The sequence below is a fragment of the Chromobacterium sp. INPA-IVC genome, from assembly GCF_059047085.1.
On the sequence record NZ_JBTNLS010000011.1, the window covers coordinates 40,701 to 65,165 of the forward strand.

Below are 24,465 nucleotides of genomic sequence, written 5' to 3' on the forward strand. Positions count from 1 at the left end.
CCGAAGCGGGGTCGTGGCGGTTGAGTCTGGGTCTAGAGGGCCGGACGGCGCTGCCGCCCGGCTGGCCTTGCCTGGCTTACTTGGCGGACTGCAGATCGGCGATGGCGGCGTCGAGGCGCTTCAGGCCCTCGTCGATGTCGGCATCGCTGATCACCAGCGACGGCGCCAGGCGCAGCACGCTCAGGCCCGCCACCAGAATCATCAGCTGCTGCTTCTCGGCGGCCTTCAGGAATTCACGCGCGCGGCCGTTGTATTCGTCAGTCAGCACGCAGCCGATCAACAGCCCCTTGCCGCGCACCAGCTTGAACACATTGTATTTGGCGTTGATCGCCTCCAGGCCGGCCGCCAGGCGGTTATGGCGCGCCTCGACGCCGGCGAGCACCTCGGGAGAGCTGACGATGGACACCACCTTGTGGGCCACCGCACAGGCCAGCGGATTGCCGCCGTAGGTGGAGCCGTGGCTGCCGATGCCGAAGCTCTTGGCCACTTTCTCGGTGGTCAGCATCGCGCCGATCGGGAAGCCGCCGCCGATGCCCTTGGCGGAGGACAGGATGTCAGGGGTCACGCCGTATTGCTGGTAGGCGTACAGCGCGCCGGTGCGGCCCATGCCGCTTTGCACTTCGTCGAAGATCAGCAGCGCGTTGTGCGCATCGCACAGCTCGCGCGCGGCCTTGAGGAATTCCGGATCGGCCGGCAGCACGCCGCTTTCACCCTGGATGGGCTCGATCACCACCGCGCAGGTCTTGTCGGAGATGGCCGCCTTCAGCGACTCGATATCGTTGAATTCGAAGTGGCCGATGCCGCCCGGCACCGGGCCGAAGCCTTCGGTGTACTTGGGCTGGCCGCCTACGCTGACGGTGAACAGCGTGCGGCCATGGAAAGAATTGACGCAGGACAGGATCTGGTTCTTGTCCGCGCCGAAGTTGTCATGAGCGTATTTGCGCGCCAGCTTGAACGCGGCCTCATTGGCCTCGGCGCCGGAGTTGCAGAAGAACACGCGCTCGGCGAAGGTTTTTTCCACCAGCAGGCTGGCCAGCTTCAGCGCCGGCTCGTTGGTGAACACATTGGACACGTGCCACAGCTTGTTCGCCTGCTCGGTCAGCGCGGACACCAGCTCGGGGTGGCAGTGGCCCAGCGAGTTGACGGCGATGCCGCCGGCCAGATCGACGAATTCGCGGCCGTCCTGGTCCCAAACGCGGGAGCCTTCGCCGCGAACCGGGATGAAACCGGCCGGGCCGTAGTTGGGCACCATGACCTGGTCGAAATCAGCGCGGGTTACCGAATTGCTCATTGATGGTTTTCCTTCCTTGTTCTGTCGTGCGCCAACGCTTTTTCCGCGCGGCTGTTTTTACATGCTCGATCGATTCTAAAGGAAGCGGACGAGAAGTCACTATCCTGTTTGCGACACCGCCGTACAAAAAGCATTCGTTAAAACATGGTTTCATGTTTGACAATCAGCAATATCCATTTTTTATGCCGCTCTTGCCCCTCATCCGCCGCCCCGATGGCTGTCTGACAAAAAAATCAAGAAATGCAGTCAACCATTGAGAATGATTTTCGTTTTTCTATGCTGAAACAGTCCACTGCCGTACAACGGCGACGGTCATGGCTTCGCGGCCGGCGCGCTCCGGCCGAATAACGAGAACGATACGCATTAATTCAGGATGCAATGGAACCCCTCTTAGGGAGATGTGACACTGTGAAACGATACGCACCACCCCGCCGCCGGCTGCTGGCCTGCGCCGTAGCCTCCAGCCTGCTGCTGGCCGGCCTGGCCCGCGCCACCGACAACGCCGACGCCGACGTCAATCCCGCCGACCTGCCCGAAGCCGACCAGGCGATCAAGGCCAAGCCCGACAGCCAGTGGACCGGCTGGTGGAACCGCTCCACCCTGCTGGGCGACATGGGCGGCCTGCGCTCCGCGCTAGGCCGCAACGGCGTCACCCTGGGCCTGACGGAAAGCAGCGAATACCTGCGCAACGTCAGCGGCGGCACGCAATACGGCGGCGCCTATCAGGGCCTCTCCACGCTGACGCTGGGCCTGGACACCCAACGCGCAGGCTGGTGGAACGGCGGCAGCTTCAACGTCAGCGTGCTGGACATCCACGGCAAGCCGTTCAGCGCCGACCACGTCGGCAGCATCCAGAGCGCCAGCGGCATCGAGGCCGACCGCGCCACCCGGCTGTGGGAGGCCTGGTTCCAGCAGCAGCTGAACGGCGAGCGGCTGGACGTGAAGATCGGCCAGCAGAGCCTGGACCAGGAATTCATGGTCACCCAATACGGCGGCGCCTTCATCGGCACCATGTTCGGCTGGCCGGCAGTGCCGTCCGCCGACCTGCCGGCCGGCGGCCCGGCCTACCCGTTGTCCGGCCTGGGCGTGCGGCTGCGCGGCAAGATAGGCGACAACCTCACCTGGCTGGGCGGCGCCTTCGCCGGCGACCCCACCCGCGACGTCAGCCAGAATCCGGACGACCCGCAGCAGCTGAACAAGCACGGCACCACCTTCAGCCGCCACGGCGGCACGCTGTTCATCGGCGAGCTGCAGTATGGCCGCAACCTGCCGTCCAACGGCGCGCTGGAAACTCCGCGCCCGCTGAACGGCATCGGCGGCCTGCCCGGCACCTACAAGATCGGCTTCTGGTATCTGAACCAGAAAACCGCCGATACCCGCTGGGACGTCAACGGCCAGCCGCTGGCGCTCAACCTGGCCAACCCTCAGCTGCACAGCGGCAACTACAGCGTTTACGCGGTGGCCGACCAGACCGTGTGGCGGCCGGCGGAGGACAGCACGCAGACGCTGAACGTGTTCACCCGCCTGATGGGCGCGCCCGGCGACCGCAACCTGGTCAGTTTCTCCGCCAACGCCGGCGTGACGCTGACCGCGCCGTTCGCCGGCCGCGACAACGACACCGTCGGCCTGGCTTTCGGCTACGTCAAGGTGGGCAACCACGCCGCCGGCAACGACGCCGACACCGGCATCGCCAACGGCAACCTGGCCTATCCGGTGCGCAGCGATGAAACCCAGGTCGAGGCCACCTATATCTATCAATTGACCCCGTGGTGGCAGTGGCAGGCCGACGTGCAGTACGTGCGCAACGTCGGCGCGGGCGTGGTGTCGCCGAATGATCCGACTCAGACCCAGCGCATCCCCAACAGCTGGGTGGTGGGCCTGAAGACCAACATCACCTTCTGAGCGCGGGCCTCTGCCCCATTGGAGAATGCAACGATGAAACTGGAATTTCCGCAGCGCAAGCTGCTCGCCGCCGCAGCCGCCCTGCTGGCGCTGGCAGGCGGCGCCCACGCCGGCGACGCCTTCCTGGCCGGCATCAAGCGCCATACCGTATTGACCAACACCGTGCCGGACAACGGCGACCAGAACCCGTACGCCATCGTCGTCTCGCCCATCACCTCGGGCAAGATCAAGGCCGGCGACGTGCTGGTGGACAACTTCAACAACGCCGCCAACCTGCAAGGCATGGGCAGCACCATCGTCAACTACCACCCGGACAGCAAGAACCTGACGCTGTTCGCGGAAATACCGCGCACGCTGGCGCAGTGCCCGGGCGGGGTCGGCCTGTCCACCGCGATGACGGTGCTGAAGAGCGGCTGGGTCATCGTCGGCAGCACGCCCAGCAACGACGGCACCACCGACACCAAGGGCGCCGGCTGCCTGATGGTGCTGGACACCGAAGGCAAGCTGGTGGACGTGTGGTCCGGCCCGGACATCAACGACCCCTGGGGCAATATGGCGGTGATCGACAACGGCGACAAAGCCACGCTGTTCGTCAGCAACGCTGGCTTCGGCGTCGGCAGCGCCAAAGGCACGCCGCCGGTGATCAACCAGGCCACCGTGCTTCGGTTGGATCTGGAAATCCCGGCCGGCAAACCGCCAAAGATCGCCAATCGCACCGTCGTCGCCAGCGGCTTCGGCGAACAGGCCGACAAGGGCGTGTTCCTGGTCGGCCCCACCGGCCTGGTCTACGGCAAGGACGACAAGCTCTACGTGTCCGACGCGCTGGGCAACCGCATCAGCGAAATCTGGGACGCCGCCACCCGCACCACCAGCGCCGGCGTCGGCCGCACGCTGACCCACGACGGCCTGCTGCTGCGTCCGCTGGCGCTGACCGCCACGCCGCAGGGCCACCTGTTGGCCACCAACGGCTCCAACGGCAAGGTGGTGGAGATCGACCCGGCCAATGGCGACCAACTGGGCGCGCGATGGATAGACGCCAACAAGGCGCAGACCCCGCCGGGCAACGGCGACTTGTTCGGCATCGCCTTGACGCCGGAGGGCGACGGCTTCTACTACGTCACCGACGACAACAATAATCTGGTGCTGGCGAAATGAGCGATAGCCAAGCTCCGAAGCAGCCGTCCCGGCGGGGATTCCTAGCCGGAGGCGGCGCGCTGGCGCTGGCCGGCTGGCTGGGCGGCGCGCCGGGCATCGCCCGGGCGGCGGCCGGCCATGCCAAGGCCGTCAAGCCGCCAGTCCCGAAGGACCAGGAACCGTTCTACGGCCCGCACCAAGGCGGCATCCTCACCCCGCAGCAGCAGAACAGCTATTTCGCCGCCTTCAACCTGGCCGACACCGCCAAGCGCGACGACGTGATCGCGCTCTTGAAAGCCTGGACCGACGCCGCCGGCCGGCTGACCCGCGGCCAGCCGGCGCGCGCGTTGAGCGGCCAGGCCGACAAGGCGCCGCTGGACTCCGGCGAAGCGGTCGGCCTCGCCACCGCGCGGTTGACGATCACCTTCGGCTTCGGCCCCGGCCTGTTCAGCAAGAACGGCGTGGATCGCTACGGCCTGGCCGCGCGCCGGCCGGAAGCGCTGGTGGACCTGCCCAAGTTCAACGGCGACCAGCTGGTGCCGGAAAAGAGCGGCGGCGACTTGTCGATCCAGGCCTGCGCCGACGATCCGCAAGTGGCCTTCCACGCGGTGCGGCAGCTGGCCGCGCTGGCCGACGGCGTCGCCAACGTGCGCTGGGTGCAGACCGGCTTCGCCAGCGGCGCGCCCGGCGGCGGCACCCCGCGCAACCTGATGGGCTTCAAGGACGGCACCAACAATCCGTCGCCCAAGGACCCGGCGTTGATGAACCAGTTCATCTGGGTCGGCGACGAAGGCGGCTGGATGAAGGGCGGCAGCTATCTCGTGGCGCGCCGCATCCGCATCGCGCTGGAACACTGGGACAAGACCGAGCTGGGCTTCCAGCAAGAAGTGGTGGGCCGCTACAAAGACAGCGGCGCGCCGCTGGGCCAAAAGCACGAGTTCGAGCCGCTGAAGCTGGACGCGGTGGACAAGGACGGCAATCCGGTGATCCCGGACACCGCCCACTCCCGCGTGGCCTCGCCGCAGGAGAACGACGGCGCGCGCATCCTGCGCCGCGCATACTCGTACAACGACGGCGCCAACTTCACCGCCGAGCGCTGGCCGCCATGGCGCCAGGGCATCGAATACGATGCCGGCTTGTTCTTCCTCGCCTACCAGCGCGACCCGCGCACCGGCTTCATCCGCATCAACAAGAAGCTGGCGGCGATGGACATGATGAACCAGTACATCACCCATGTGGCCAGCGCCGTCTTCGCCTGCCCGCCCGGCGCGCGTCCCGGCGGCTATATCGGCGAGACGCTGTTCGCCGGCCAGTGATCCCCGCTTGCAAAGGAAAGACAATATGAAAACGAAGAAACTGATCGCCGCGCTGCTCGCCGGCGGCCTGCTGGCGGCCAGCCAGCTCTCGCTCGCCGCCAGCCTGGTGCTGTACAACGCCCAGCACCCGCAAACCATCAAGCTGTTGACCGAAGACTTCGAGAAAATGAGCGGCATCGGCGTCAAGATCCGCTCCGGCGAAGGCCCGGAACTGTCGGCTCAGTTGCTGGCCGAAGGCAAGGCCTCGCCGGCCGATGTCTACTTCGCCTCCAACTCTCCTGAGCTAATGCTGCTGGAAGGCAAGCAGATGCTGGCCAGGCTGCCGGCCGCCACGCTGTCGCCGATCCCGGCGCGCTACAGCTCGCCGCAAGGCGAATGGGTGGGCGTGATGGCGCGCGAGAACGTGCTGGTCTTCAACAACAAGCTGGCCGCCGGCGCCCAGATGCCGGCCTCGATGATGGATCTGGCCAAGCCGCAATGGAAAGGCAAGCTGGCCATCGCCCCGTCCGACGGCGACTTCCTGCCGCTGGTCAGCGCCGTGCGCGCGCTGAAGGGCGAGCCGGCGACGCTGGCCTGGCTGAAGGGCCTGCGCGACAACGCCCAGACCTTCGACGACAACGAGGGCGTGGTGGCGGCGGTGAACCGCGGCGGCGTGGCCGTCGGCATCATCAACAACTACTACTGGACCCGCCTGCAGGTGGAGCTGGGCAGCAAGGGCATGCACAGCCAGCTCTACCACTTCGGCAACGCCGACGTCGGCGCGCTGATCAACGTGTCCGGCGCCGGCATCCTGAAAACCGCGCGCAACGCCGACGCGGCGCACAAGTTCCTGGCCTATCTGGTCAGCCCACGCGCCCAGCAGCTGATCGCCAAGAGCAACATCACCTTCGAATACCCGCTGCTGCCCAGCGTGGCCCCGGCTCCGCAGCTGAAGCCCTTCAACCAGCTGAATCCGCCGCCGCTGGACATGCAGAAGCTGGGCGACGACAGCCAGTCGGCCAAGCTGCTGCGCCAGGCGGGACTGCTGTAAATGAACGGAGCGGTCTTGCGCCTGGCCGCCGGCGCCCGCCGGCGGCCGCTGGGCCTCACCGCCTGCGCCGCGCTGGTGGCGGCGCTGGTGCTGCTGCCGCTGGGCTTCACGCTGTGGCAGGCGATCAGCTACGGTGGCGGCGACGCCGCCGAGCTGCTGTTCCGTCCCATCGTCGCCCGGCTGGCCGGCAACACCGCGCTGATCGTCTTGGCCAGCACCGCCAGCTGCGCCGTCGCCGGCACCGCCTCCGCCTGGCTGGTCGAGCGCACCCGCCTGCCCGGCCACAAGCTGTGGGCGCTGTTGTGCGTCGCGCCGCTGGCCATCCCGCCGTTCATCACCAGCTTCGCCTGGGTGTCGATCAGCCCGGAGCTGCAGGGTTTCTGGGGCGCCTGGCTGGTGCTGACCACCGCCTACACGCCGCTGGTCTACCTGCCGGTGTCGGCGGTGCTGCGCAATATGGACCCGGCGCTGGAGGAAACCGCCCGCGCGCTGGGCCTGACGCCGTGGTCCTGTTTCCTGCGGGTGACGCTGCCGCAGCTGAAACCGGCGCTGTTGGGCGGCATGCTGCTGGTGGCGCTGTCCACCTTGTCCGAGTTCGGCGCTTTCATGCTGCTGCACTTCCACACCTTCACCACCGAGATCTACGCCGAATACCGCGCCAGCTTCGACAGCGCCGGCGCCTCGCTGCTGGCCAGCGTGCTGATGGCGGCCGGCGTGCTGATCCTGCTGGCCGAGCTGCGCGTGCGCGGCCAAGGCCGCTACCAACGGCTGGACCGCGGCGCGCGGCGCGCCGCCGGCCGGCTGGAGCTGGGCTGGAAGCGCTGGCCGGCGCTGGCCTGGCTGCTGCTGCAAGCATCGGCCACGCTGCTGGCGCCGATCGCCACCATCCTGTACTGGACGCTGCAGCCGGGCGCGGACGCGGTGACGCCGGCCGAGGTGTCGCCGCAGTTGCTGCTGTCCGCCGCCGCCTCTTCGCTGGGCCTGGGCCTGTCCGCCGCCGCGCTGACCACGCTGCTGGCGCTGCCTCTGGGCTATCTGCTGGCGCGCCATCCGGGCCGGCTGGCCCATCTGCTGGAACGGGTGGTGTATCTGGCCCAGGGCGTGCCCGGCATCGTCATCGCGCTGGCGCTGGTCAATCTGGCCATCCAGTGGCTGAAACCCTTGTACCAGACCGCGGCCATGCTGGCCTTGGCCTACGCCATCATGTTCCTGCCGCTGGCGCTGGTCAGCGTGAGGAGCGCGTTGTTGCAGGCGGAAAGCCGGCTGGAGGAACTGGCGCGCTCGCTGGGGCTCAACTGGTGGCAATCGCTGTGGCGGGTGGTGCTGCCGCTGGCCGCCCCCGGCCTGGGCGCCGCCGCCAGCCTGGTGTTCATCTCGGTGATCACCGAACTGACCGCCACGCTGCTGCTGGCGCCGATAGGCACCGAGACGCTGGCCACCCAGGTATGGGCCGACACCGCAGCGCTGGCCTTCGCCGCCGCCGCGCCGTACGCGGCCATCCTGATCGCGCTGTCGCTGTCCGCCACCTGGCTGCTGATGTCCTGCCTGGGACGCGGCGCGGTGCTGGGCGGCCAGGCGCAACCATGGAATCAACAGGAAGATCCGCCATGTCGGAACTGAAAATAGAAAACCTGGGCAAGCGCTTCGGCGCGCATCGGGTGCTGGACGACATCTGCCTCACCGTCGAGCAAGGCTCGCTGCTGGCGCTGCTGGGCCCGTCCGGCAGCGGCAAGACCACACTGCTGCGGCTGTTGTGCGGCTTCGAGCGCTGCGACGAAGGCAGCATCGTCATCGGCGGCAAGCTGGTCAGCAGCCCGCAAATCCATCTGCCGCCGGAAAAACGCCAGATCGGCTACGTGCCGCAGGAAGGCGCGCTGTTTCCGCATCTATCGGTAGCGGACAACATCGTCTTCGGCCTGCCGCGCGCCGAGCGCCGAGAACGCCGCCGCGTGGCAGAACTGCTCGACATGGTGGGCCTGCCGGCCGACTTCGCCGGCCGCGCGCCGCAGCAGCTATCCGGCGGCCAGCAACAACGAGTCGCCTTGGCCCGCGCGCTGGCGCCCAAGCCGGCGCTGGTGCTGCTGGACGAGCCCTTCTCCGCGCTGGACGCCGCGCTGCGCGCCGAAACGCGCCAGGCGGTGGCCGACGCGCTGGCCGCCAGCGGCACTACCGCGCTGATGGTCACCCACGACCAGGCCGAGGCGCTGACCATGGGCCGCCGAGTGGCGGTGCTGTGGCAAGGCCGGCTGCTGCAGGTGGCCGCGCCGCTGGCGCTGTACCAGCGCCCGGCCAGCCCGGAGCTGGCGGACTTCGTCGGCGACGCGGTGCTGCTTCCCGGCCGTGCCCACGGCAGCGAAGCGCAATGCGCGCTGGGACGGCTGCCGCTGCTGGACGGCATGCCGCAGGGAGACGTGACCGTGCTGCTGCGCCCGGAACAAATCCGCCTGCTGCCGGCCGGCGAAGCCGGCGTCCAGGCCAGGGTGCTGGACATCAGCTTCTACGGCCACGACGCCAGCGTGCGGCTGGCGTTGGACGATGGCGGCCTGCTCGCCGCCCGCGTCCCCGGCCACCGCTGCCCGCAACCGGGCGAAGCTGTCGCCTTGCGGGTGGAAGGCGCGGCGGCCTGTTTCGCGGCGGCCGGCGGTTCAAGCAGCGGCGGCGGCATCGCCACCACCCGGCTGCAACACAGCCCGGCCTTGTTTCGGCAGAGGGAGTGAGCTTTCACCCTCCATTGAGAACAAAGCCTGTGCCCGTAAAAAAGCCTTCCCGAAATGGGAAGGCTTTTTTTTACTCTCACTCACAACTGTAGACTGGACTGAACTCATTGAGCCGCTTTGTCAGTCAGCCTGTACTTTCTCTTGAGCTCCATAACCAAAGACTGGTTTTTGGCAAGAAATTCATTGAATTGCTTGATTACATCGCCTTGCCGGATGCTGGAGAGAGAAAAATCACTGCTTTCAAAGGGAAGCTTTCTATCGAAGACTAGCGCGCCCGGCTTGTGGACAATCTCATCAAGGTAATAATTGATGACTATCGGGCTGGCATAAACGGCGTCGTAGTGTCCAGTCATGCCCAAACTGATCACCTTGCTGAATGAATCCTCTTGATAGACCCGAATGGTTCCATTATTGATCTTTTGCCGCATGGCTTGCTCAAAAGGCCAAGGCGTGAACCCCCTCATGGTCACGATGGCTTTAAGGGAAGCCGGCGATAGCTGGTCCACTTTCTCCGGCTTCACCAGCAACCCTTCAATCACATTCACAACTGGGTCGCTATAGAGAACGGATTTCCCTTTCTTCAGATCAGCTTGCCAATGCGGGTTGTCTGGATATTTGAAATCAATCGAACTGTCATTCAGAAATGTATGGAATAGCCTTGAAACCGGAAGTGGCGTATAAGTAAATGAATGGCCGGATTGCTTTGCAAATGCATCAAGCAAATCCCTGCCATACCCGGCAAATTTCCCATTGATGCAGCTATGCAGCGGATAATAGTCAATCTCTTCTACGCCCACGACGAATGAGCTGGCAGCAGCGGTGCCAATGAATGCCATACAAAGGAGTGCCATTGATATTGATGTCAATTTCATTTTCACACCGCACAGTCACATCCATTTGCATTAGACAACGCGAGCAACCCCGCCTGCTTAGAGCTTGCTTATTGTTTATTACTTTAGAGCAAACGGCCAAACTCTGGCCTAGAAAATAGCTGGCTGCCGGCTCAGCGCAGCCAGCTACTCACGCGCAAACCCAAGCACGCCTCTGCCCATCGCATTCCCCGCCGCCAAGGGGTTCGGCATCCAGGCGGTGAAGACTTCCAGCATGTCGCCGTCGAGCTGGTAGAAACGCTGCTGCTCGGTGCCGTTCCAGACCTCGTTCCAGGAGGCATCCACCTTGACGATGAAGCTGTCCCCCTCCATCCGATACCGTCCGGTATAGGCCATCAAGGTACGGAACAGCGCCGCCTGTTGCGCGTCGGTGCCTCCCGGTCCCCGCTCCCTGGCAGTGACCAGCGCCATCATCCGTCCATCGGCGCCGAAAATAAGGTGGCCATTCGGGTCCGCGCCCCATGGCTGGGTACGTTCCTTGGACTCCTGCAGCTCCATCTCGAAAGAAACCAACCGCCAGCTGCCATGTAACTTGGCACCGAGCTCAGACATATTATTTCCCCCTCGCCGTTCGCCTGAACGTGCCCATCCGTCGACCGTCCCTCAACATCTGCAATCCCCCAGCCGCCATTCAATGATGCGGGCGCTCAAACTTGAGGCTAGTCCAAAGCGCCTTGAACGCCTCATCTCTTTGCAATCAAGGCCGCCATGTATTCATTCAAGTCGCGCAGATCATTAATCGTCCAAGCGTGCGGCGGCAGCCTGACGCCATTTTCGTGCAAAGTCCTTGGAATCAAGTCGCCGTTTGGACGGAGTATGATTGATGAAACGATAACGCCAGGGTAGTCATTCAGCCGTTTTCTGAAAGCGGGCGTGGCAAGATTGGGTGTGGGAGGATTGCTCTTGTTGGCCAACGGCCCTGTGCCCTTCGCGCTCTCTCCATGGCACATCGCGCATCTCGCCAAATAAATGTTCTTCCCATTATTGGCGTTCGCAAAAGATAACGATGTCTGGAAAAACAAAAAGCCTGATAAAGCAATAAGGATTATTTTCGCCTTCACGTCTAATTTTCTCTGGCAGTTTGTAAAGTGCTTCCAGCCATGGGCCTGCGCACTGGAAGCCCCATTCAGAGCGCAGCCATGGAACGATTTCCATCTCATGAACCCTATCCTCATCTCGCTTCCGACTGAACGCCGCCCATGTTAGCACAAAGGCATAACCAGCTTCTTTCACCCGAAACCCCTGCCCGACAGCCCGGCCAAGCCAATGCTGAACGCCCATGCCAATGAAAACGGCGAGCCAGAGGCCCGCCGTTTCTTTCCAAACCGCCCAAGCATTCAAACCGCATCGGCGCGAAAACCCTCCGCCTTCAAATGCCCGAGTCCGATGCCGCTCACTGCCCGGACAGAATCTCCGCTCTGCCGGCCCGCCGGCCATCCTGGCTGATGCCGCGCCAGTAACGCGCCTGCACTTGCAGGCCGGGCAAATAGTTCTGCCAGCTATGGCCATCGGGCGAATACTGCAGGCGCGCGCCCGGCCACTCGGTCGTCACCGAAATGCCGTTGGCGTCCGGCAGCACGGCCGACATCGATACCCGGTAGCCGATGCCGGCGCGCTCCAGCTTGCCGGCCTCCCTCCAGCCCAGCACCGCGGCGAATTGCTGCCAGTCTGCGTTCAGCGCCGCCTTGTCCACCAGATGGGTGACGCCCAGCTGGTAGGTCTCGCCCACCTTGTATGGCCGCTCCCACCCGGCCTTGTGCCAGGCTCGTTCGGCCAACGCCAGCAGGCGCGGGTAGACCATGGTTTCGAACTCGGCGTCGGTGCGCATCACCTCGGTCCAGGCCTGGCCCTGGATGCCGGCGTACTGCGCCGGCGCGGCGGAACTGGTCACCGCGAACGGCTGGCCTTGGCGGTCCGGCATCACTTCGGCGTTCTGCGGCAGGTTGTCCGGCGCGAAGCTGAACACTTTGTAGCTGTCGGTGTCGCGCGAGGCCCAGTAATAGCCGTGCTCGCGCGGGTTCAGCTCGTAGGGGAAGTCGAAGTACAGGTAGTCCGGCAAGGCCAGCACGGTCTTGAAGCCCTTGGCGGCATAGCCGTTCACCGCCTGCGCCGCACCCCAGTACAGCGTGTCCCATTCGGTGACCATGGTGTTGCGGGTGGCGAAATCGGACGCGCCGCTGGAGCCGGCCACCCCGTCCTGCCACGCCGCCATTGTCGGGATGCCCTGCTGGGAAACGATGCGGCTGGCCTCGCGCGCAAAGCGCAGCGGCAGGTCATCCACGCTCTTCAATTTACCCCTGGCGATCTGCGCCTGGCAGGCTGGCGAGCGGCCCCACGGCTTGTCCTGCTGCGCCATATTGACCTTGCCCTTGGACGGGTCGCTGCCGCTGGCGTCCTGGAAGCCGGAACCCAGCAGAATGTTCTTGGCCTCGTCGCCGCCAAAATGCCAGGTCTGCAACGGCTGGCCGGCCTCGCGGTGCATCTGCGCCACCTCGGCCACCAGCTTGGAGACGAAGCGGTTGCTGCCCGGCACGCAAGGGTTGAAATAGGTGCGGCGGTCGTAGAACTGCACCGACAACGTGTTGGACTGGTCCTGCGGGTCCAGCAGCCTGTATTCGGCCGCCGCCTGCGGCTGGCCCTGGGCCATCAGCTTGCGATAGCGCGCCTCCATAGCCACCACCGCGGCGCGGGCGTGCGCCGGCATGTCGAACTCCGGAATCACCTCGATGAAACGGGCCTGGGCGTAGCTCACCAGCGCGATGTAGTCGGCGCGGCTGAGGTAGCCGCCACCGGACTGGTTGGCCGGGCCGGAGCCCAGTTGCGGCACCAGGCACTGGGTTTCGCTCAAGTCATGGCAGCGGCGCGCGCCGACATCGGTCAACTCCGGCAAGCCGGGAATCTGCAAGCGCCAACCTTCGTCGTCGGACAGATGCAGATGCAGCTTGTTGAGCTTGTAGGCGGCCATCTGGTCTATCAGGCGGCGGACGGTGGCCGGCTGCTTGAAGTTGCGCGCCAGGTCGGCCATGAAGCCGCGATGGACATAGCGCGGCGCGTCCTCCACCGTCATCCAGCGCACCTGTCCGCCGCCCTGCGGCAGCAGGCCCAGCAGGGTCTGCACGCCGTAGAACACGCCGGCGGCGTCAAAGCCTTCCACCTTCACGCCCTGCTGGCCGATCAGCAGCCGGTAGCCGCCGGACACGGCGATATCGGCCGGCAAGCGGGCGCCGGCCACGCCGCCGCTGACATTGACGCCCTCGTTGCGCAGCCCCAGCTGCGCCGCGCGCAGCGCCAGCGCGTCCCGCTGCGCCGGGCTGACGCCGGACAGATTCAGGTTAAGGCCGCGAACCAGCAGCTCGCCGCCGCCCAGCTGCTGGCGCAATGTGGCCGGGATGACGCGGTTGGCCGCCTGGGCGGCCGACAGTTGCGGCCCGCGCTGGCTGAAGGCGCGGTAACGCTGCTCCGGCGTGGCCAGCGGCCGCAGCTCGCCGGCCGGATTTTTCCAGTTGTCGCCGGTCAGCGGCAGCAGATAGCTGGTTTCGTCGCTGCTGTCGTGCTGCAGCAGCGCCGGCTGCTGGCCGTCCACCGTCACATAGGGGCGGGGCAGCACATCGCTTTCCTGCAGGATCCAGTATTCGTCGATCAGAGGCAGTTCCAGCTTCTGGCCGGGCGCCAGGCCCTGGAAAGCGGCGGTCGGGGTGACTTGGTACAGGTCGCCGGTGATGTGGCGGAGGGAGAACTGCGGCGTGTCCAGCTTCAAAATGCGGCGGATGCTGTGCAAATACAGATTCCAGCCGCCGCCGGGCGCCACCGCCTGCCCGCCCTTGTTCTCCAGGATCAGCCTCCCCTTCAGGCAGGACGCCCAGTCCGCCCCCAGGTCGGAACACGGCGCGCCGGCAGCCGCGCCCTTATTGGTATCCACCGCAATTTTCAGCGACAGGCTCTGCCCCAGCGCCGCCGCATCCGGCGCGGCCCACGCCCATGCCGACATGGCGGCCAGCACGGCCGCGCCCAGTAATCGCTTCACGCTCATCGTCCACTCCCTCGCTATCCACCATGGCGTTCCGGGCGCGCGCGTCCGGAGCTCTCGCCGCTGCCCGGCCATGCGCGATGCAAACGGCATTGGTATTTAATTGGTATTCTGAATGGCGCGCAAGCGGTACTGCCAATTAGGACTGGCGCAATACAAACTTTGCGCAATGGACTTGCGCGGATTCAGCAAAAACACCGTTGCGATGTCATCTTCTTGCAACACGGTGAAATTTCACGCCAATCCCCAACAAATTCATACCCTTGCGCTCGCGCGGCGCGCCTCCCGACCGGGTCATGCACGCTCTTTATGAGAATAAAAACGATTCCTATTTGTGTTCAAAATAAGTCGATGTGATAATGGTCCGCTCAATTGACATTCATTGCGCAAATCTAATCCGGCGTCATGATCGGAACGGCTTGCGATGCGCCAGCCGGCTTGCCAATTGGATATGCGTTCCGTGATGAACACTCTGGGTATGACCAATACAATGAAAAACAAGCGCTCCCCGCACCTCGCGCGCCCGGCATTCCGCCTGGCCATGCTGTCCGCCGCCGTCGGCGCCCTCTACCTGCCCGCCGCGCACGCCGCCGAAACGGTGCTGCCCTCGGTGGTGGTGACCGCCACCGGCTACGAGCAGAAAATCAAGGAAGCCCCGGCCAGCATCTCGGTGATTACCCGCGAAGATCTGGAAAAGAAACCGTTCACCAACCTGGCCGACGCGATCAGCGATCTGGAAGGCGTGAACATCAACGGTTCCGGCCCTGGGGACAAAGACATTTCCATCCGCGGCCTGCCCGGCGAATACACGCTGATTCTGGTGGATGGCCGCCGCCAGAACACTCGCGAAGCCCGCAGCCGCGGCACCGGCGGCTTCCAGCAATTCCAGATTCCGCCGATGGAGGCGATCGAGCGCATCGAAGTGGTGCGCGGCCCGATGTCGTCTCTGTACGGCTCCGACGCGATGGGCGGCGTGGTCAACATCATCACCCGCAAGTCGCCCAAAGAATGGCACGGCTCCATGACGCTGGGCGGCACCATCACCGAGCACTCCGCTGAAGGCAACACCGGCCAGAGCAGCTTCTGGGTCGGCGGCCCGCTGGTGAAGGACCTGCTGTCGCTGCAACTGTACGGCGCGCTGAGCAACCAAGCCGAAGACAACATTTTTTACGCCAAGAGCGGCGACGGCGGCAAAGTGGGTACCCACCTGTCCGACATCAATGCCAAGCTGAGCTTCACCCCCAATAAAGATCACGAGATCACTTTTGAAGCCGGCCACAACAAACTGCGCCAGACCACCACACCGGGCAAGAGCGTTGCATTCGATGACACCAAGGACGATTACTTTGATGTCCGCGATCACTGGAGCCTGAGCCATAACGGCAAGTACGGCATCGTGCGATCCAATCTGGCGCTGTACCAGGAAATCGAAAAACCCAACCACAGCGTCAACAATGTCGATGATGGCAAGAGCATCAAGCTAACGAACACCACGCTGGATGGACAACTCACCTTCCTGTTTGATCGCCATACTTTCAAAGTGGGCAGCCAGATCGGCCAGCAGGTTGGCGATAACATGGCTGCGCAGGAAGCGTTGCAGCCGCCTCTCAAATACACCGGCGCGCCCAATCCGAACAAAGTCACGGTCAACACCTGGGCGTTGTTCGCCGAGGATACCTACGACATCACCGACAGCCTGAAATTGACCGGCGGCGGCCGCCTTGACCATCACAGCGTGTTTGGCAGCCACTTCACGCCGCGCATGTATCTGGTCGAGCAACTGAACTCGCAATGGACTTTGAAGGGCGGCGTCGGCAAAGGCTTCAAAGCACCAACCATCCGCCAGAGCACCGACGGTTACTGCATGCGCACCGGCAGCCAGGTCGAAACTGGCCTGCTATGCGGCAATTCCAAGCTGAAGCCGGAAGAAAGCACCTCCTACGAGGCCAGCCTGCATTTCGACAACAACCAAAATCTAAGCGCCAACGCCACGCTGTTTTACAACCAGTTCAAGAACAAGGTTGTCAGCTACGGCACGGACCAGTTCTCGACAGAGCTGATCGGCAAAGGCGGCAAGCCTGCTCGAATTTATGTCTACGACAACGTGGACAACGTTAACATCCGCGGTCTGGAGCTCTCCGGCAACTGGACATTCGCTCCTCGCTGGACCGTATCGGGCAACTACACCTATACCAAGTCGAAACGCCACGGCGGCAAGGAAACCAGCTACGCCGGCCAGTCGCTGGAAGGCATGCCGCTGGACAAGACGCCGGAACACGCCGGCAACGTCAAGCTGGCCTGGAACCCGGTAGAGAAGCTAGATCTGTACACTCGCCTGAACTTCGAAGGCAAGCAGTACTACACCGGCTTCCGCAACGGCGCCAACGTCGCCCGCACCCGCGGCGGCTCCAGCACCTGGGATCTCGGCGGCACTTACCGCATCAACAAGACCTTCGACGTCAATTTCGCCGTGTTCAACGTCGGCGACCGCAAGGTGGCCATCGACGACCGCGCCCGCAACAATGGCCTGGACGGCAACTGGATGGTCGACGAGGGCCGCCGCTATTGGCTGACCCTGACCGGCAAGTTCTAAACCCCGCGCTCCCCGTCCGCCCCGCAAAAGCGGGCGGGAAGCTACGCACGGCAGTTGCCGGACCCCATCGGTCCGCCAACTGCCTGTTCCCGTTTTAAAAGAATGGAGAAATCATCATGCTGAGCAGCCGCGCTTCCCTCACCACCGCCAACGCCGACAAGGTGCTGTACAAACTGTGCAAGCACTACGCGCTGAAGGTGCCGGTGGATTTCGACACCGAGCGCGCCCACGTGCAGTTCCCCATCGGCACCTGCGACATCCAGCGCTCAGGCGACACGCTGGACATGGTGTGCGCGGCGGACGCGGCCGACAAGCTGGCCAAGATCGAATTCATCATGGACGAGCACCTGGGCCTGATGGCCAAGCAGCCGGAACTCAAGCTCGACTGGCAAAAGTAAAGGACGCCCGATGAAGACCGTATTCTCCCGCCTGCTGGCCGCCGCGCTGATCGCCGCCGCCGCGCTGTCGGCCCAGGCCGCCACCATCACCGACATCGCCGGCCGCAAAGTGGAAGTGCCGGCCAAGGTGAACCGCATCCTGCTGGGCGAAGGCCGGCTGTTCTATTCCTTGGCGCTGCTGGAAGGCAAGCAGCCGCTGGCGCGCGTCGCCGGCTGGCAGGGCGATTTCCGCCAGCTGGACCCGCAAACCTACGCCCAGTACAAGAAACGCTTTCCCGAGATCGACCGCATCCCGCTGATCGGCAAGACCAGCGAGAACTCGGTCAGCGCCGAAAAGGTGCTGACGCTGAAGCCGGACATCGCCATCTTCAGCATCTCCGGCCACGGCCCGGGCCTGAACAACCCCATCGTCCAGCAGCTGCAGGCGGCCAAGGTGCCGGTGGTGTTCGTCGACTTCCGCAACGCGCCGCTGGAGCACACCGTGCCCAGCCTGCGCATCATGGGCAAGGCGCTGCAGCGTGAGGCCGAGGCCGAACGCTTCATCCGCTTCTACCAAAGCCGGATAGACGCCATCCGCAAGACGGTGGCCGCCATCCCGGCGCAGCAGAAGCCCAAGGTCTTCCTCGACCTGCGCGCCGCAGCCTTCCCCAACGTCACCAGCGCCGGCAAGGGCAGCCTGGGCGAGCTGGTGGACGCCGCCGGCGGCGTCAATATCGGCGACAAGCTGATTCCCGGCGCGGTGGGCGAGGTGAACATGGAACACGTGCTGGCGTCCAAACCCGACTGGTACATCGGCACCGGCACCGCCGACGCGGCCGACAAGATCGGCATCCAGTTCGGCGCCGACATCTCGCCGGCCCAGGCCCGCGAATCGCTGGCCCGCGCCGCCGCGCGCAAGCCGGTGGGCGCGCTCGCCGCCGTGCGCGACGGCCGCACCTTCGGCGCCTGGCACCACTTCTACAACACGCCCTACCACATCGTGCTGCTGGAAGCCTTCGCCAAGACGCTGCAGCCGACACGCTTTGCCAAGCTGGACCCGGACGCCAGTTGGCAGCAGCTGCACCGCGACTTCCTGGCGATCCCGCCGCAGGGCACCTACTGGGTCAAGGGAGGCAAATGAGCGAGTCCGCCCTGCCCCCGCTCACCGCCGCCGCGGTGAGCGGCGACTACCGCCGCGCGCTGCTGCGCCGGCTGCTGCTGGTGGCCGGCCTGCTGGCGCTGCTGGCGCTGTCGCTGTCGCTGGACGTCACCACCGGCGCCAGCGGCATGCCGCTGGCCGAGTTCTGGCGCACGCTGCTGGAACCGTCCGCCGCCGATCCGGCCACCGCGGTCATCGTCTGGGACATCCGCCTGCCCTACGCGCTGATCGCCGTCGGCGCCGGCCTGGCGCTGGGCCTGGCCGGCGCGGAGATGCAGACCGTGCTGCACAACCCGCTGGCCGACCCGTTCACGCTGGGCCTGCAGCCGGCCGCCGCCTTCGGCGCGGCGCTGGCGCTGCTGCTGGGCATCAGCCTGCCCGGCATTCCCGCCTCGTGGATGCTGCCGGTCAACGCCTTCGTGTTCGCGCTGGGTTCAGCGCTGCTGCTGGACCTGGTGGCGCGCTGGACGCGGATGGCTGCCAGCGGCGTGGTGCTGTTCGGCATCGCGCTGTTCTTCAGCTTCAACGCCCTGGTGTCGCTGCTGCAATTCGTCTCCACCGCCGACGCGCTGCAAGACCTGGTGTTCTGGCTGATGGGCAGCCTGTCCCGCGCCGACTGGCCCAAGATCGGCCTGATCTTCGCCGCCTTCGCGCTGATCCTGCCGTGGTCGCTGGCCAACGCCTGGCGGCTGACCGCGCTGCGCCTCGGCGAGGACCGCGCCGCCAGCTTCGGCATCGACGTGCGCCGGCTGCGGCTGACCTCCCTGCTGCGCGCCAGCCTGCTCACCGCGCTGGCAGTGGCCTTCGTCGGCACCATAGGCTTCATCGGCCTGATCGCGCCGCACATCGCCCGCAAGCTGGTGGGCGAAGATCACCGTTTCTACCTGCCGGTGAGCGCGCTGACCGGCGCCGCCATCCTGTCCATGGCCTCGGTGGTCACCAAGAACCTGATTCCCGGCGTCATCGTGCCGGTGGGCATCGTCACCGCGCTGGTGGGCATCCCCTTCTTCATCGTCATCGTCTTGCGCAACGGAGGCCGGACATGAGCGAACAGCTGTCCATCGAGAACCTGTCGGTCAGCTACGGCAAGCGCCGCGTCATCGACAAGCTGTCTGTCCCCTGTATGCGGGCGGGCGAGGTCACCGCCCTGCTCGGCCCCAACGGCAGCGGCAAGTCCACCCTGCTGCGCGCGCTGGCCGGCCTGCAGGGCGGCGACGGCCTGGTCCGCCTGCGCGGCCGCCCGCTCAGCCGCCAACGCGGCGAGGTGGCCTACCTGCCGCAGACGCTGCCGCCCTGCGTGCATCTGACGGTGTTCGAATCGCTGATGGTGGCTGGCCAGGCCACCGCCGCCGGCCTGTTCCGCCGCCACGACGACCAGCAGGTGTTCGCGCTGCTGCAGTCGCTGGGAATCGACCACTTGGCGCTGCATTTCCTCGACCAGCTCTCCGGCGGCCAACGCCAGCTGGTGGGCATCGCCCAGGCGCTGATACGCGAGCCGGCGGTGCTGCTGCTGGACGAGCCGCTGTCGGCGCTGGACCTGAATTACCAGTTCCACGTGATGGACCTGCTGCGCCGTGAAACCCGCCGCCGCGGCATGGTGACGGTGATCGTGCTGCATGACTTGAACGCGGCGCTGCGCCACGCCGACCGGGTGCTGATGCTGAAGGCCGGCCAACTGCTGGCCAACGGCGATCCGGACCAGGTGATAGACGCCGCCACGCTGCAAGCGGTCTACGGCGTCAACGGCCGGGTGGAGCGCTGCTCGCAAGGCGTGCCCCACGTGCTGGTGGACGGCCTGGCCGCAGGCTGACCCTCCCGGCGGGGCGGCCAGCGCCGTCCCGCTGGATTGAATTCTCCCTTTTTCTCACGCAATGCGATTGAAATTGATATTCAATCGCATTTATGATGTCAGCCTCCGCTCAGGAGCCGCCCAGGCGGCCGAAACCAATAACAGGCAGACATCCTCATGACCGAGACCTCCACCCGCCTTCCCGTCAGCTACGCCCAGCACGGCATCTGGATGGGCCAGCGCCTGGCGCCCGACAATCCCGGCTATTGGACCGCCGAAGCCATCGAGCTGAAAGGCCCGCTGGACGCCGGCATCCTGCGCGCCTGCGCCGCCGAGGCGCTTGCCCATTGCCCGGCGCTGAACATGCGCTTCGAGTTCGACGGCGAGACGCTGTGGCAGCATCCGCGGCGCAGCTCGCCCCAGCCGCTGCCCTGGCACGACCTGAGCGGCGAATCCGATCCCGAAGCCGCGGCCGCCGCCTGGATGCGCGGAGCGCTGTCCCAGCCCTGCGACCCGGCCGTCGATCCGCTGTACCGCAGCGCGCTGATCCAGCTGGGGCCGCGCCATTTCCTGTGGTACGTGCAAACCCATCACATCGCGCTGGACGGCTTCGCCTACGGCCTGCTGACCAAGGTCGTGGCCGCGCGCTACAACGCCGCGCTGCGCGGACAGGACGCGCCGCCGCTGCCCGATTGGCGGCTGGAGCCGGTGCTGGCGGAAGACCAGGCGTATCAGGCGTCCGAACAGCGCGAGCGGGACCGCGCGTTCTGGACCGCGCGGCAGCAAGCCTTTCCCGCCGCCGCCACGCTGGCCCCGCCCCAACCGCTGGCCGACGGCGTGCGCAAGGCCGGCCGCGCGCTGAGCGCAGGCCAGATCGACGCCTGGCAGCGCGCGGCCAAGGCCTGCGGCGTCAACTGGGCCGCCTGGCTGATGGCGGCGACCGCTGCCTGGCTGGCGCGGCACGGCGGCCAGCGCGCCATCACGCTGGGCCTGCCGGTGATGAACCGCATGGGCTCGGCCGCGCTGGCCGTGCCCTGCATGGCGATGAACATCGCGCCGCTCAGCCTGAGGCTGGACCCGGCCCGCAGCCTGGGAGAGCTGGCCCGGCAGGCCGCCGCCGGCCTGCGCGACATCCGCCCCCACCAGCGCTACCGCTACGAATGGCTGCGCGGCGATCTGGGCCGGCTGGACGGCCGCCAGCGGCTATTCGGCCCGGTGCTCAATCTGATGCCCTTCGACCGCCACGCGCCGTTCGACGGCCTGGAAACTCGCATCCGGCCGATCAGCTCCGGCCCGGTGGAAGACCTGTCGATCAACATCAGCCTGCTCAACACCGAATGGCGGCTCAGCCTGGAAGCCCATCCCGATGCTTACCCGGCCGAGCGGCTGGACGCGCTGTGGCATGACCTGCCGCAATGGCTGGACCAACTGGCGCATGCAGAGCCCGGCACGCCGCTGGCGAGCTTGCTGCCGGACTTGCCGCCGCTGTCCATCCTGGAAGGCCCGGCGCTGGAACAGCCCGCAGTCCCGGTGATGGAGCGCCTGGCCGCGCAGGCTGCCGCCCAACCCGACGCGATCGCGCTGGCAGGCGAAGGCCAGGCGCTCAGCTACCGCGAGCTGCTGGACCGCGCCCGCGCGCTGGCTGGCCGCTTGAAGGCCCAGGGCCTGGAGGACGGCGATCGCGTCGCCATCCTGCTGCCGCGCTCGGTAGACGCCATCGTCGCCATCCTCGGCACGCTGTGGGCCGGCGGCTGCTACGTCCCGCTCGATCCGCTCGGCCCATCGGCCCGCCTGGCCATGGTGCTGGACGACGCCCGCCCCAAGCTGACGCTGACCCATCGCCGCTGGACCGCGCTGTGCGGCGACGCGCCGGCGCTGTGCCTGGACGAAGCGCCGAGCGAAGACGCGCCGCGTCTGGACGCTTGCGCCGCCGGCGTCGACAGCCCGGCCTATCTGCTCTACACCTCCGGCTCCACCGGCAAACCCAACGGCGTGCTGGTCGGCCACCGCGCGCTCGCCCACTTCGTTTCCAGCGCCGGACAGTTCTACCGCGTCCAGGCCGGCGAGCGCGTCCTGCAGTTCGCGCCGCTGCACTTCGACGCCAGCATCGAGGAAATCTTCCTGGCGCTGTGCCACGGCGGCACGCTGGCGCTGCGCGACGACGCGATGCTGGAATCGATGCCGGCCTTCGCCGACGCCGTCGCGCGGCTGAAAATTGATGTGCTGGACCTGCCCACCGCCTTCTGGCACGAGCTCGCTTACGCGCTGACGCCGGAATTGGCCGGCCGGCTGTCCCGCGTCCGCCTCGCCATCATCGGCGGCGAAGCCGCGCTGCCAGAACGCGCGCGCCGCTGGCGCGAGCTGCTGCCGGATGCCACGCTGCTCAACAGCTACGGCCCCACCGAAGCCTCCATCATCGCCACCGGCGCCGCGCTGGCGGGCCCAAACGCGGTATGGGATGGCGGCGACGACATCCCCATCGGCCTGCCGCGCCCTGGCGTGGCCGCCGCCATCGTCGACGCCGGCCTGCAGCCGGTGGCGCAGGGCGAAGAAGGCGAGCTGTGCCTGCTGGGCGACGCGCTGGCCATCGGCTATCTGGGCCGCGACGAGCTGACCGCCCGCCGCTTCGTGGCGCTGGACGCGCTGCCGGGCGCGCCGCGCGCCTACCGCACCGGCGACCGCGCCGTCTGGCAGGGCGGCCAGCTGCGCTTCCTCGGCCGGCTGGACCACGAGCTGAAGATCAGCGGCCTGCGCATCGACCCGGCCGAAGTGGAAAACGCGCTGCTGGCCTGCCCCGGCGTGCGCGAAGCCGCGGTGATCGGCCTGCCGCTGGCCGGCGGCGGCTACACCCTGGCCGCCTTCCTGGCCTCGGACGCGGAACATGACGCCGGCGCGCTGCGGCGCCAGCTGGCCGAACGGCTGCCCGCCGCCGCCATTCCCGACCGCTGGCAATGGCTGCAGCAACTGCCGCGCAACGTCAACGGCAAGATAGACCGCAAGCAATTGGCCGCCATGGACAACGCGCCGGCCAGCGACGCGTCCCCGGCCGCCGAGGCCACGCCGCTGGAGCAGCAGATCATGGAAGTGTGGAGCCAGGTGCTGGGCCGCATGCCGGAAGGCCCGCACGCCAACTTCTTCGCGATGGGCGGCAAGTCGCTGCAGGCGATCCAGGCCGCCAACCGGCTGGCCCAGCTGTTGCAGCGCGAAGTCGCCGTATCCGCGCTGTTCAGCTACAACACCGTCGCCGCGCTGGCGCAGGCGCTGAGCGCGCCGGCCGCCCACCGGCCGCCATCCGCGAGCCAGGGCGGCGAGTTCGCGCCGCTGCTGACCATCCAGCCCGGCGCGCTGCCGGCGCTGTTCTGCCTGCATCCGGCGGAAGGCTTGTCCTGGTGCTACCTGGGACTGGCGCGCCACCTGCCGGACACCGCCCTCTACGGCCTGCAGGCCGCCGGCATCCAGGGCGAGCCGCCCGCCAGCTTCGACGCGATGGTGGCCGACTACGTCGCCCGCATGCGGTCCGTGCAACCGCATGGCCCCTACCGGCTGCTGGGCTGGTCGCTGGGCGGCGCGCTGGCGCAGGCGATGGCCGCCGCGCTCGCCGACGCCGGCGAAACCGTTGAGCTGCTGGCGCTGATGGACAGCTACCCGGTCAGCAGCTGGCAAGGCCGGCCCGAGCCGACCCTGCACGACGCCTTGGTGACGGTGCTCAGCGTCAACGGCGAGGTGGACGCCGACGCCGACGGCCTGCCGCTGGACAACGACGCCATCTACCAGCGCCTGCTGCGCGCCGGCAGCCCGCTGGCGCCGCTGGGCCGCGCCGCGCTGGAAAAGCTGGGCCAGGCCTCGCTGCACGGCATGCGGCTGTTCCGCGACAGCAGCACGCCGACCTACGCGGGCGATATGCTGCTGTTCCGCGCCGGCCGCCATCCCGGCGACGCGCCGACGCCGGCTGACTGGCAACCCTATCTGCAAGGCCGGCTGGACTGCGTGGACCTGGATTGCGACCACTTCGGCATGAGCGATCCGGAGCCGATGCGCCGCATCGGCGAGGAACTGTCGCGCCGGCTGAACCGCGCCTGAAGCCCCACGCCCGGCGCGCGCGCTCTCGCGCCGGGCTTCGTCCCCTCCCCTGCGTCGGCAAAATGGATTTTATTTTCCATCCAAGCCCGATTGCGCAATTTTTCCATATTACCAAGGCATGAACAGGGGTATTTGGCGATTGACAGGCGATTACTTTGAA

At 66.4% G+C, this 24,465-nt stretch carries 17 protein-coding genes; 12 read left to right on the forward strand and 5 right to left on the reverse strand.

The window, feature by feature from the left end:
- Window positions 1–76 precede the first annotated feature (76 nt).
- The gene (locus tag ACX17K_RS20080) at window positions 77–1,291 is read right to left on the reverse strand and encodes an aspartate aminotransferase family protein (RefSeq protein WP_493776148.1); all 1,215 of its coding nucleotides are present in this window, start codon (window positions 1,289–1,291) and stop codon (window positions 77–79) included.
- 408 nt (window positions 1,292–1,699) lie between these two features.
- On the opposite strand from ACX17K_RS20080, the gene ACX17K_RS20085 reads away from it, so the two are divergent.
- Genes ACX17K_RS20085 through ACX17K_RS20110 form a run of 6 tightly spaced genes read left to right on the forward strand, consistent with a single transcriptional unit; the run spans window position 1,700 to window position 9,390 of the window.
- A complete protein-coding gene (locus tag ACX17K_RS20085) occupies window positions 1,700–3,193 on the forward strand; it encodes a carbohydrate porin (protein ID WP_493776149.1) in 1,494 nt (497 codons plus the stop codon).
- 33 nt (window positions 3,194–3,226) lie between these two features.
- Window positions 3,227–4,348: an NHL repeat-containing protein gene (locus tag ACX17K_RS20090; protein WP_493776150.1), complete on the forward strand. Its 1,122-nt coding sequence runs from the start codon at window positions 3,227–3,229 to the stop codon at window positions 4,346–4,348.
- Window positions 4,345–5,643, forward strand: coding sequence for an iron uptake transporter deferrochelatase/peroxidase subunit (gene efeB, locus ACX17K_RS20095; protein ID WP_493776151.1), 1,299 nt, complete (start codon window positions 4,345–4,347; stop codon window positions 5,641–5,643). Before ACX17K_RS20090 ends, efeB begins: the two co-directional genes overlap by 4 nt.
- A gap of 25 nt (window positions 5,644–5,668) precedes the next feature.
- Window positions 5,669–6,673, forward strand: a complete 1,005-nt coding sequence (locus ACX17K_RS20100; protein WP_493776152.1) for an iron ABC transporter substrate-binding protein — start codon at window positions 5,669–5,671, stop codon at window positions 6,671–6,673.
- A complete protein-coding gene (locus tag ACX17K_RS20105; RefSeq protein WP_493776153.1) occupies window positions 6,674–8,293 on the forward strand; it encodes an ABC transporter permease in 1,620 nt (539 codons plus the stop codon).
- Window positions 8,281–9,390, forward strand: a complete 1,110-nt coding sequence (locus ACX17K_RS20110) for an ABC transporter ATP-binding protein (protein WP_493776154.1) — start codon at window positions 8,281–8,283, stop codon at window positions 9,388–9,390. The genes ACX17K_RS20105 and ACX17K_RS20110 overlap by 13 nt, the downstream gene beginning before the upstream one ends.
- Window positions 9,391–9,494: 104 nt before the next feature.
- Here ACX17K_RS20110 and ACX17K_RS20115 read toward each other — a convergent pair whose 3' ends face one another.
- From ACX17K_RS20115 to ACX17K_RS20130, 4 genes are all read right to left on the reverse strand, one after another.
- Window positions 9,495–10,226 carry a substrate-binding periplasmic protein gene (locus ACX17K_RS20115; protein ID WP_347369633.1) on the reverse strand — a complete coding sequence of 244 codons (732 nt, stop codon included), beginning with the start codon at window positions 10,224–10,226 and terminating at the stop codon, window positions 9,495–9,497.
- A gap of 180 nt (window positions 10,227–10,406) precedes the next feature.
- Window positions 10,407–10,832 (reverse strand): lipocalin-like domain-containing protein, encoded by a 426-nt coding sequence (locus ACX17K_RS20120; protein ID WP_493776155.1) that lies wholly within the window; start codon window positions 10,830–10,832, stop codon window positions 10,407–10,409.
- Window positions 10,833–10,963: 131 nt separating this feature from the next.
- Window positions 10,964–11,440 (reverse strand): c-type cytochrome, encoded by a 477-nt coding sequence (locus ACX17K_RS20125; RefSeq protein WP_493776156.1) that lies wholly within the window; start codon window positions 11,438–11,440, stop codon window positions 10,964–10,966.
- A gap of 233 nt (window positions 11,441–11,673) precedes the next feature.
- A complete protein-coding gene (locus ACX17K_RS20130) occupies window positions 11,674–14,310 on the reverse strand; it encodes a family 20 glycosylhydrolase (protein ID WP_493776157.1) in 2,637 nt (878 codons plus the stop codon).
- Between the two features lie 487 nt (window positions 14,311–14,797).
- Between ACX17K_RS20130 and ACX17K_RS20135 the strand changes: the two genes are divergently transcribed.
- The 6 genes from ACX17K_RS20135 (at window position 14,798) to ACX17K_RS20160 (ending at window position 24,305) form a co-directional block, all read left to right on the forward strand.
- Window positions 14,798–16,900, forward strand: a complete 2,103-nt coding sequence (locus ACX17K_RS20135) for a TonB-dependent receptor domain-containing protein (RefSeq protein WP_493776158.1) — start codon at window positions 14,798–14,800, stop codon at window positions 16,898–16,900.
- A gap of 116 nt (window positions 16,901–17,016) precedes the next feature.
- The gene (locus ACX17K_RS20140) at window positions 17,017–17,298 is read left to right on the forward strand and encodes a DUF2218 domain-containing protein (RefSeq protein WP_021474915.1); all 282 of its coding nucleotides are present in this window, start codon (window positions 17,017–17,019) and stop codon (window positions 17,296–17,298) included.
- Window positions 17,299–17,308: 10 nt separating this feature from the next.
- Entirely contained in the window at window positions 17,309–18,418 is a 1,110-nt protein-coding gene (locus ACX17K_RS20145) for an ABC transporter substrate-binding protein (RefSeq protein WP_104946567.1), read from the forward strand.
- Entirely contained in the window at window positions 18,415–19,482 is a 1,068-nt protein-coding gene (locus ACX17K_RS20150) for a FecCD family ABC transporter permease (protein WP_493776159.1), read from the forward strand. The genes ACX17K_RS20145 and ACX17K_RS20150 overlap by 4 nt, the downstream gene beginning before the upstream one ends.
- Window positions 19,479–20,246 (forward strand): ABC transporter ATP-binding protein, encoded by a 768-nt coding sequence (locus ACX17K_RS20155; RefSeq protein WP_231162997.1) that lies wholly within the window; start codon window positions 19,479–19,481, stop codon window positions 20,244–20,246. Before ACX17K_RS20150 ends, ACX17K_RS20155 begins: the two co-directional genes overlap by 4 nt.
- A gap of 156 nt (window positions 20,247–20,402) precedes the next feature.
- Window positions 20,403–24,305: an amino acid adenylation domain-containing protein gene (locus ACX17K_RS20160; RefSeq protein ID WP_493776160.1), complete on the forward strand. Its 3,903-nt coding sequence runs from the start codon at window positions 20,403–20,405 to the stop codon at window positions 24,303–24,305.
- The last annotated feature ends 160 nt before the right edge of the window (window positions 24,306–24,465 follow it).

What these genes read in the sequence shown, in the direction of transcription:
- ACX17K_RS20080 (WP_493776148.1), bottom strand. Translation starts at nt 1,291, where the DNA reads ATGAGCAATTCGGTAACCCGCGCTGATTTCGACCAGGTCATGGTGCCC.
- ACX17K_RS20090 (WP_493776150.1), top strand. Translation starts at nt 3,227, where the DNA reads ATGAAACTGGAATTTCCGCAGCGCAAGCTGCTCGCCGCCGCAGCCGCC.
- efeB (WP_493776151.1), top strand. Translation starts at nt 4,345, where the DNA reads ATGAGCGATAGCCAAGCTCCGAAGCAGCCGTCCCGGCGGGGATTCCTA.
- ACX17K_RS20100 (WP_493776152.1), top strand. Translation starts at nt 5,669, where the DNA reads ATGAAAACGAAGAAACTGATCGCCGCGCTGCTCGCCGGCGGCCTGCTG.
- ACX17K_RS20105 (WP_493776153.1), top strand. Translation starts at nt 6,674, where the DNA reads ATGAACGGAGCGGTCTTGCGCCTGGCCGCCGGCGCCCGCCGGCGGCCG.
- ACX17K_RS20110 (WP_493776154.1), top strand. Translation starts at nt 8,281, where the DNA reads ATGTCGGAACTGAAAATAGAAAACCTGGGCAAGCGCTTCGGCGCGCAT.
- ACX17K_RS20115 (WP_347369633.1), bottom strand. Translation starts at nt 10,226, where the DNA reads ATGGCATTCATTGGCACCGCTGCTGCCAGCTCATTCGTCGTGGGCGTA.
- ACX17K_RS20120 (WP_493776155.1), bottom strand. Translation starts at nt 10,832, where the DNA reads ATGTCTGAGCTCGGTGCCAAGTTACATGGCAGCTGGCGGTTGGTTTCT.
- ACX17K_RS20125 (WP_493776156.1), bottom strand. Translation starts at nt 11,440, where the DNA reads ATGAGATGGAAATCGTTCCATGGCTGCGCTCTGAATGGGGCTTCCAGT.
- ACX17K_RS20130 (WP_493776157.1), bottom strand. Translation starts at nt 14,310, where the DNA reads ATGAGCGTGAAGCGATTACTGGGCGCGGCCGTGCTGGCCGCCATGTCG.
- ACX17K_RS20135 (WP_493776158.1), top strand. Translation starts at nt 14,798, where the DNA reads ATGAAAAACAAGCGCTCCCCGCACCTCGCGCGCCCGGCATTCCGCCTG.
- ACX17K_RS20140 (WP_021474915.1), top strand. Translation starts at nt 17,017, where the DNA reads ATGCTGAGCAGCCGCGCTTCCCTCACCACCGCCAACGCCGACAAGGTG.
- ACX17K_RS20145 (WP_104946567.1), top strand. Translation starts at nt 17,309, where the DNA reads ATGAAGACCGTATTCTCCCGCCTGCTGGCCGCCGCGCTGATCGCCGCC.
- ACX17K_RS20150 (WP_493776159.1), top strand. Translation starts at nt 18,415, where the DNA reads ATGAGCGAGTCCGCCCTGCCCCCGCTCACCGCCGCCGCGGTGAGCGGC.
- ACX17K_RS20155 (WP_231162997.1), top strand. Translation starts at nt 19,479, where the DNA reads ATGAGCGAACAGCTGTCCATCGAGAACCTGTCGGTCAGCTACGGCAAG.
- ACX17K_RS20160 (WP_493776160.1), top strand. Translation starts at nt 20,403, where the DNA reads ATGACCGAGACCTCCACCCGCCTTCCCGTCAGCTACGCCCAGCACGGC.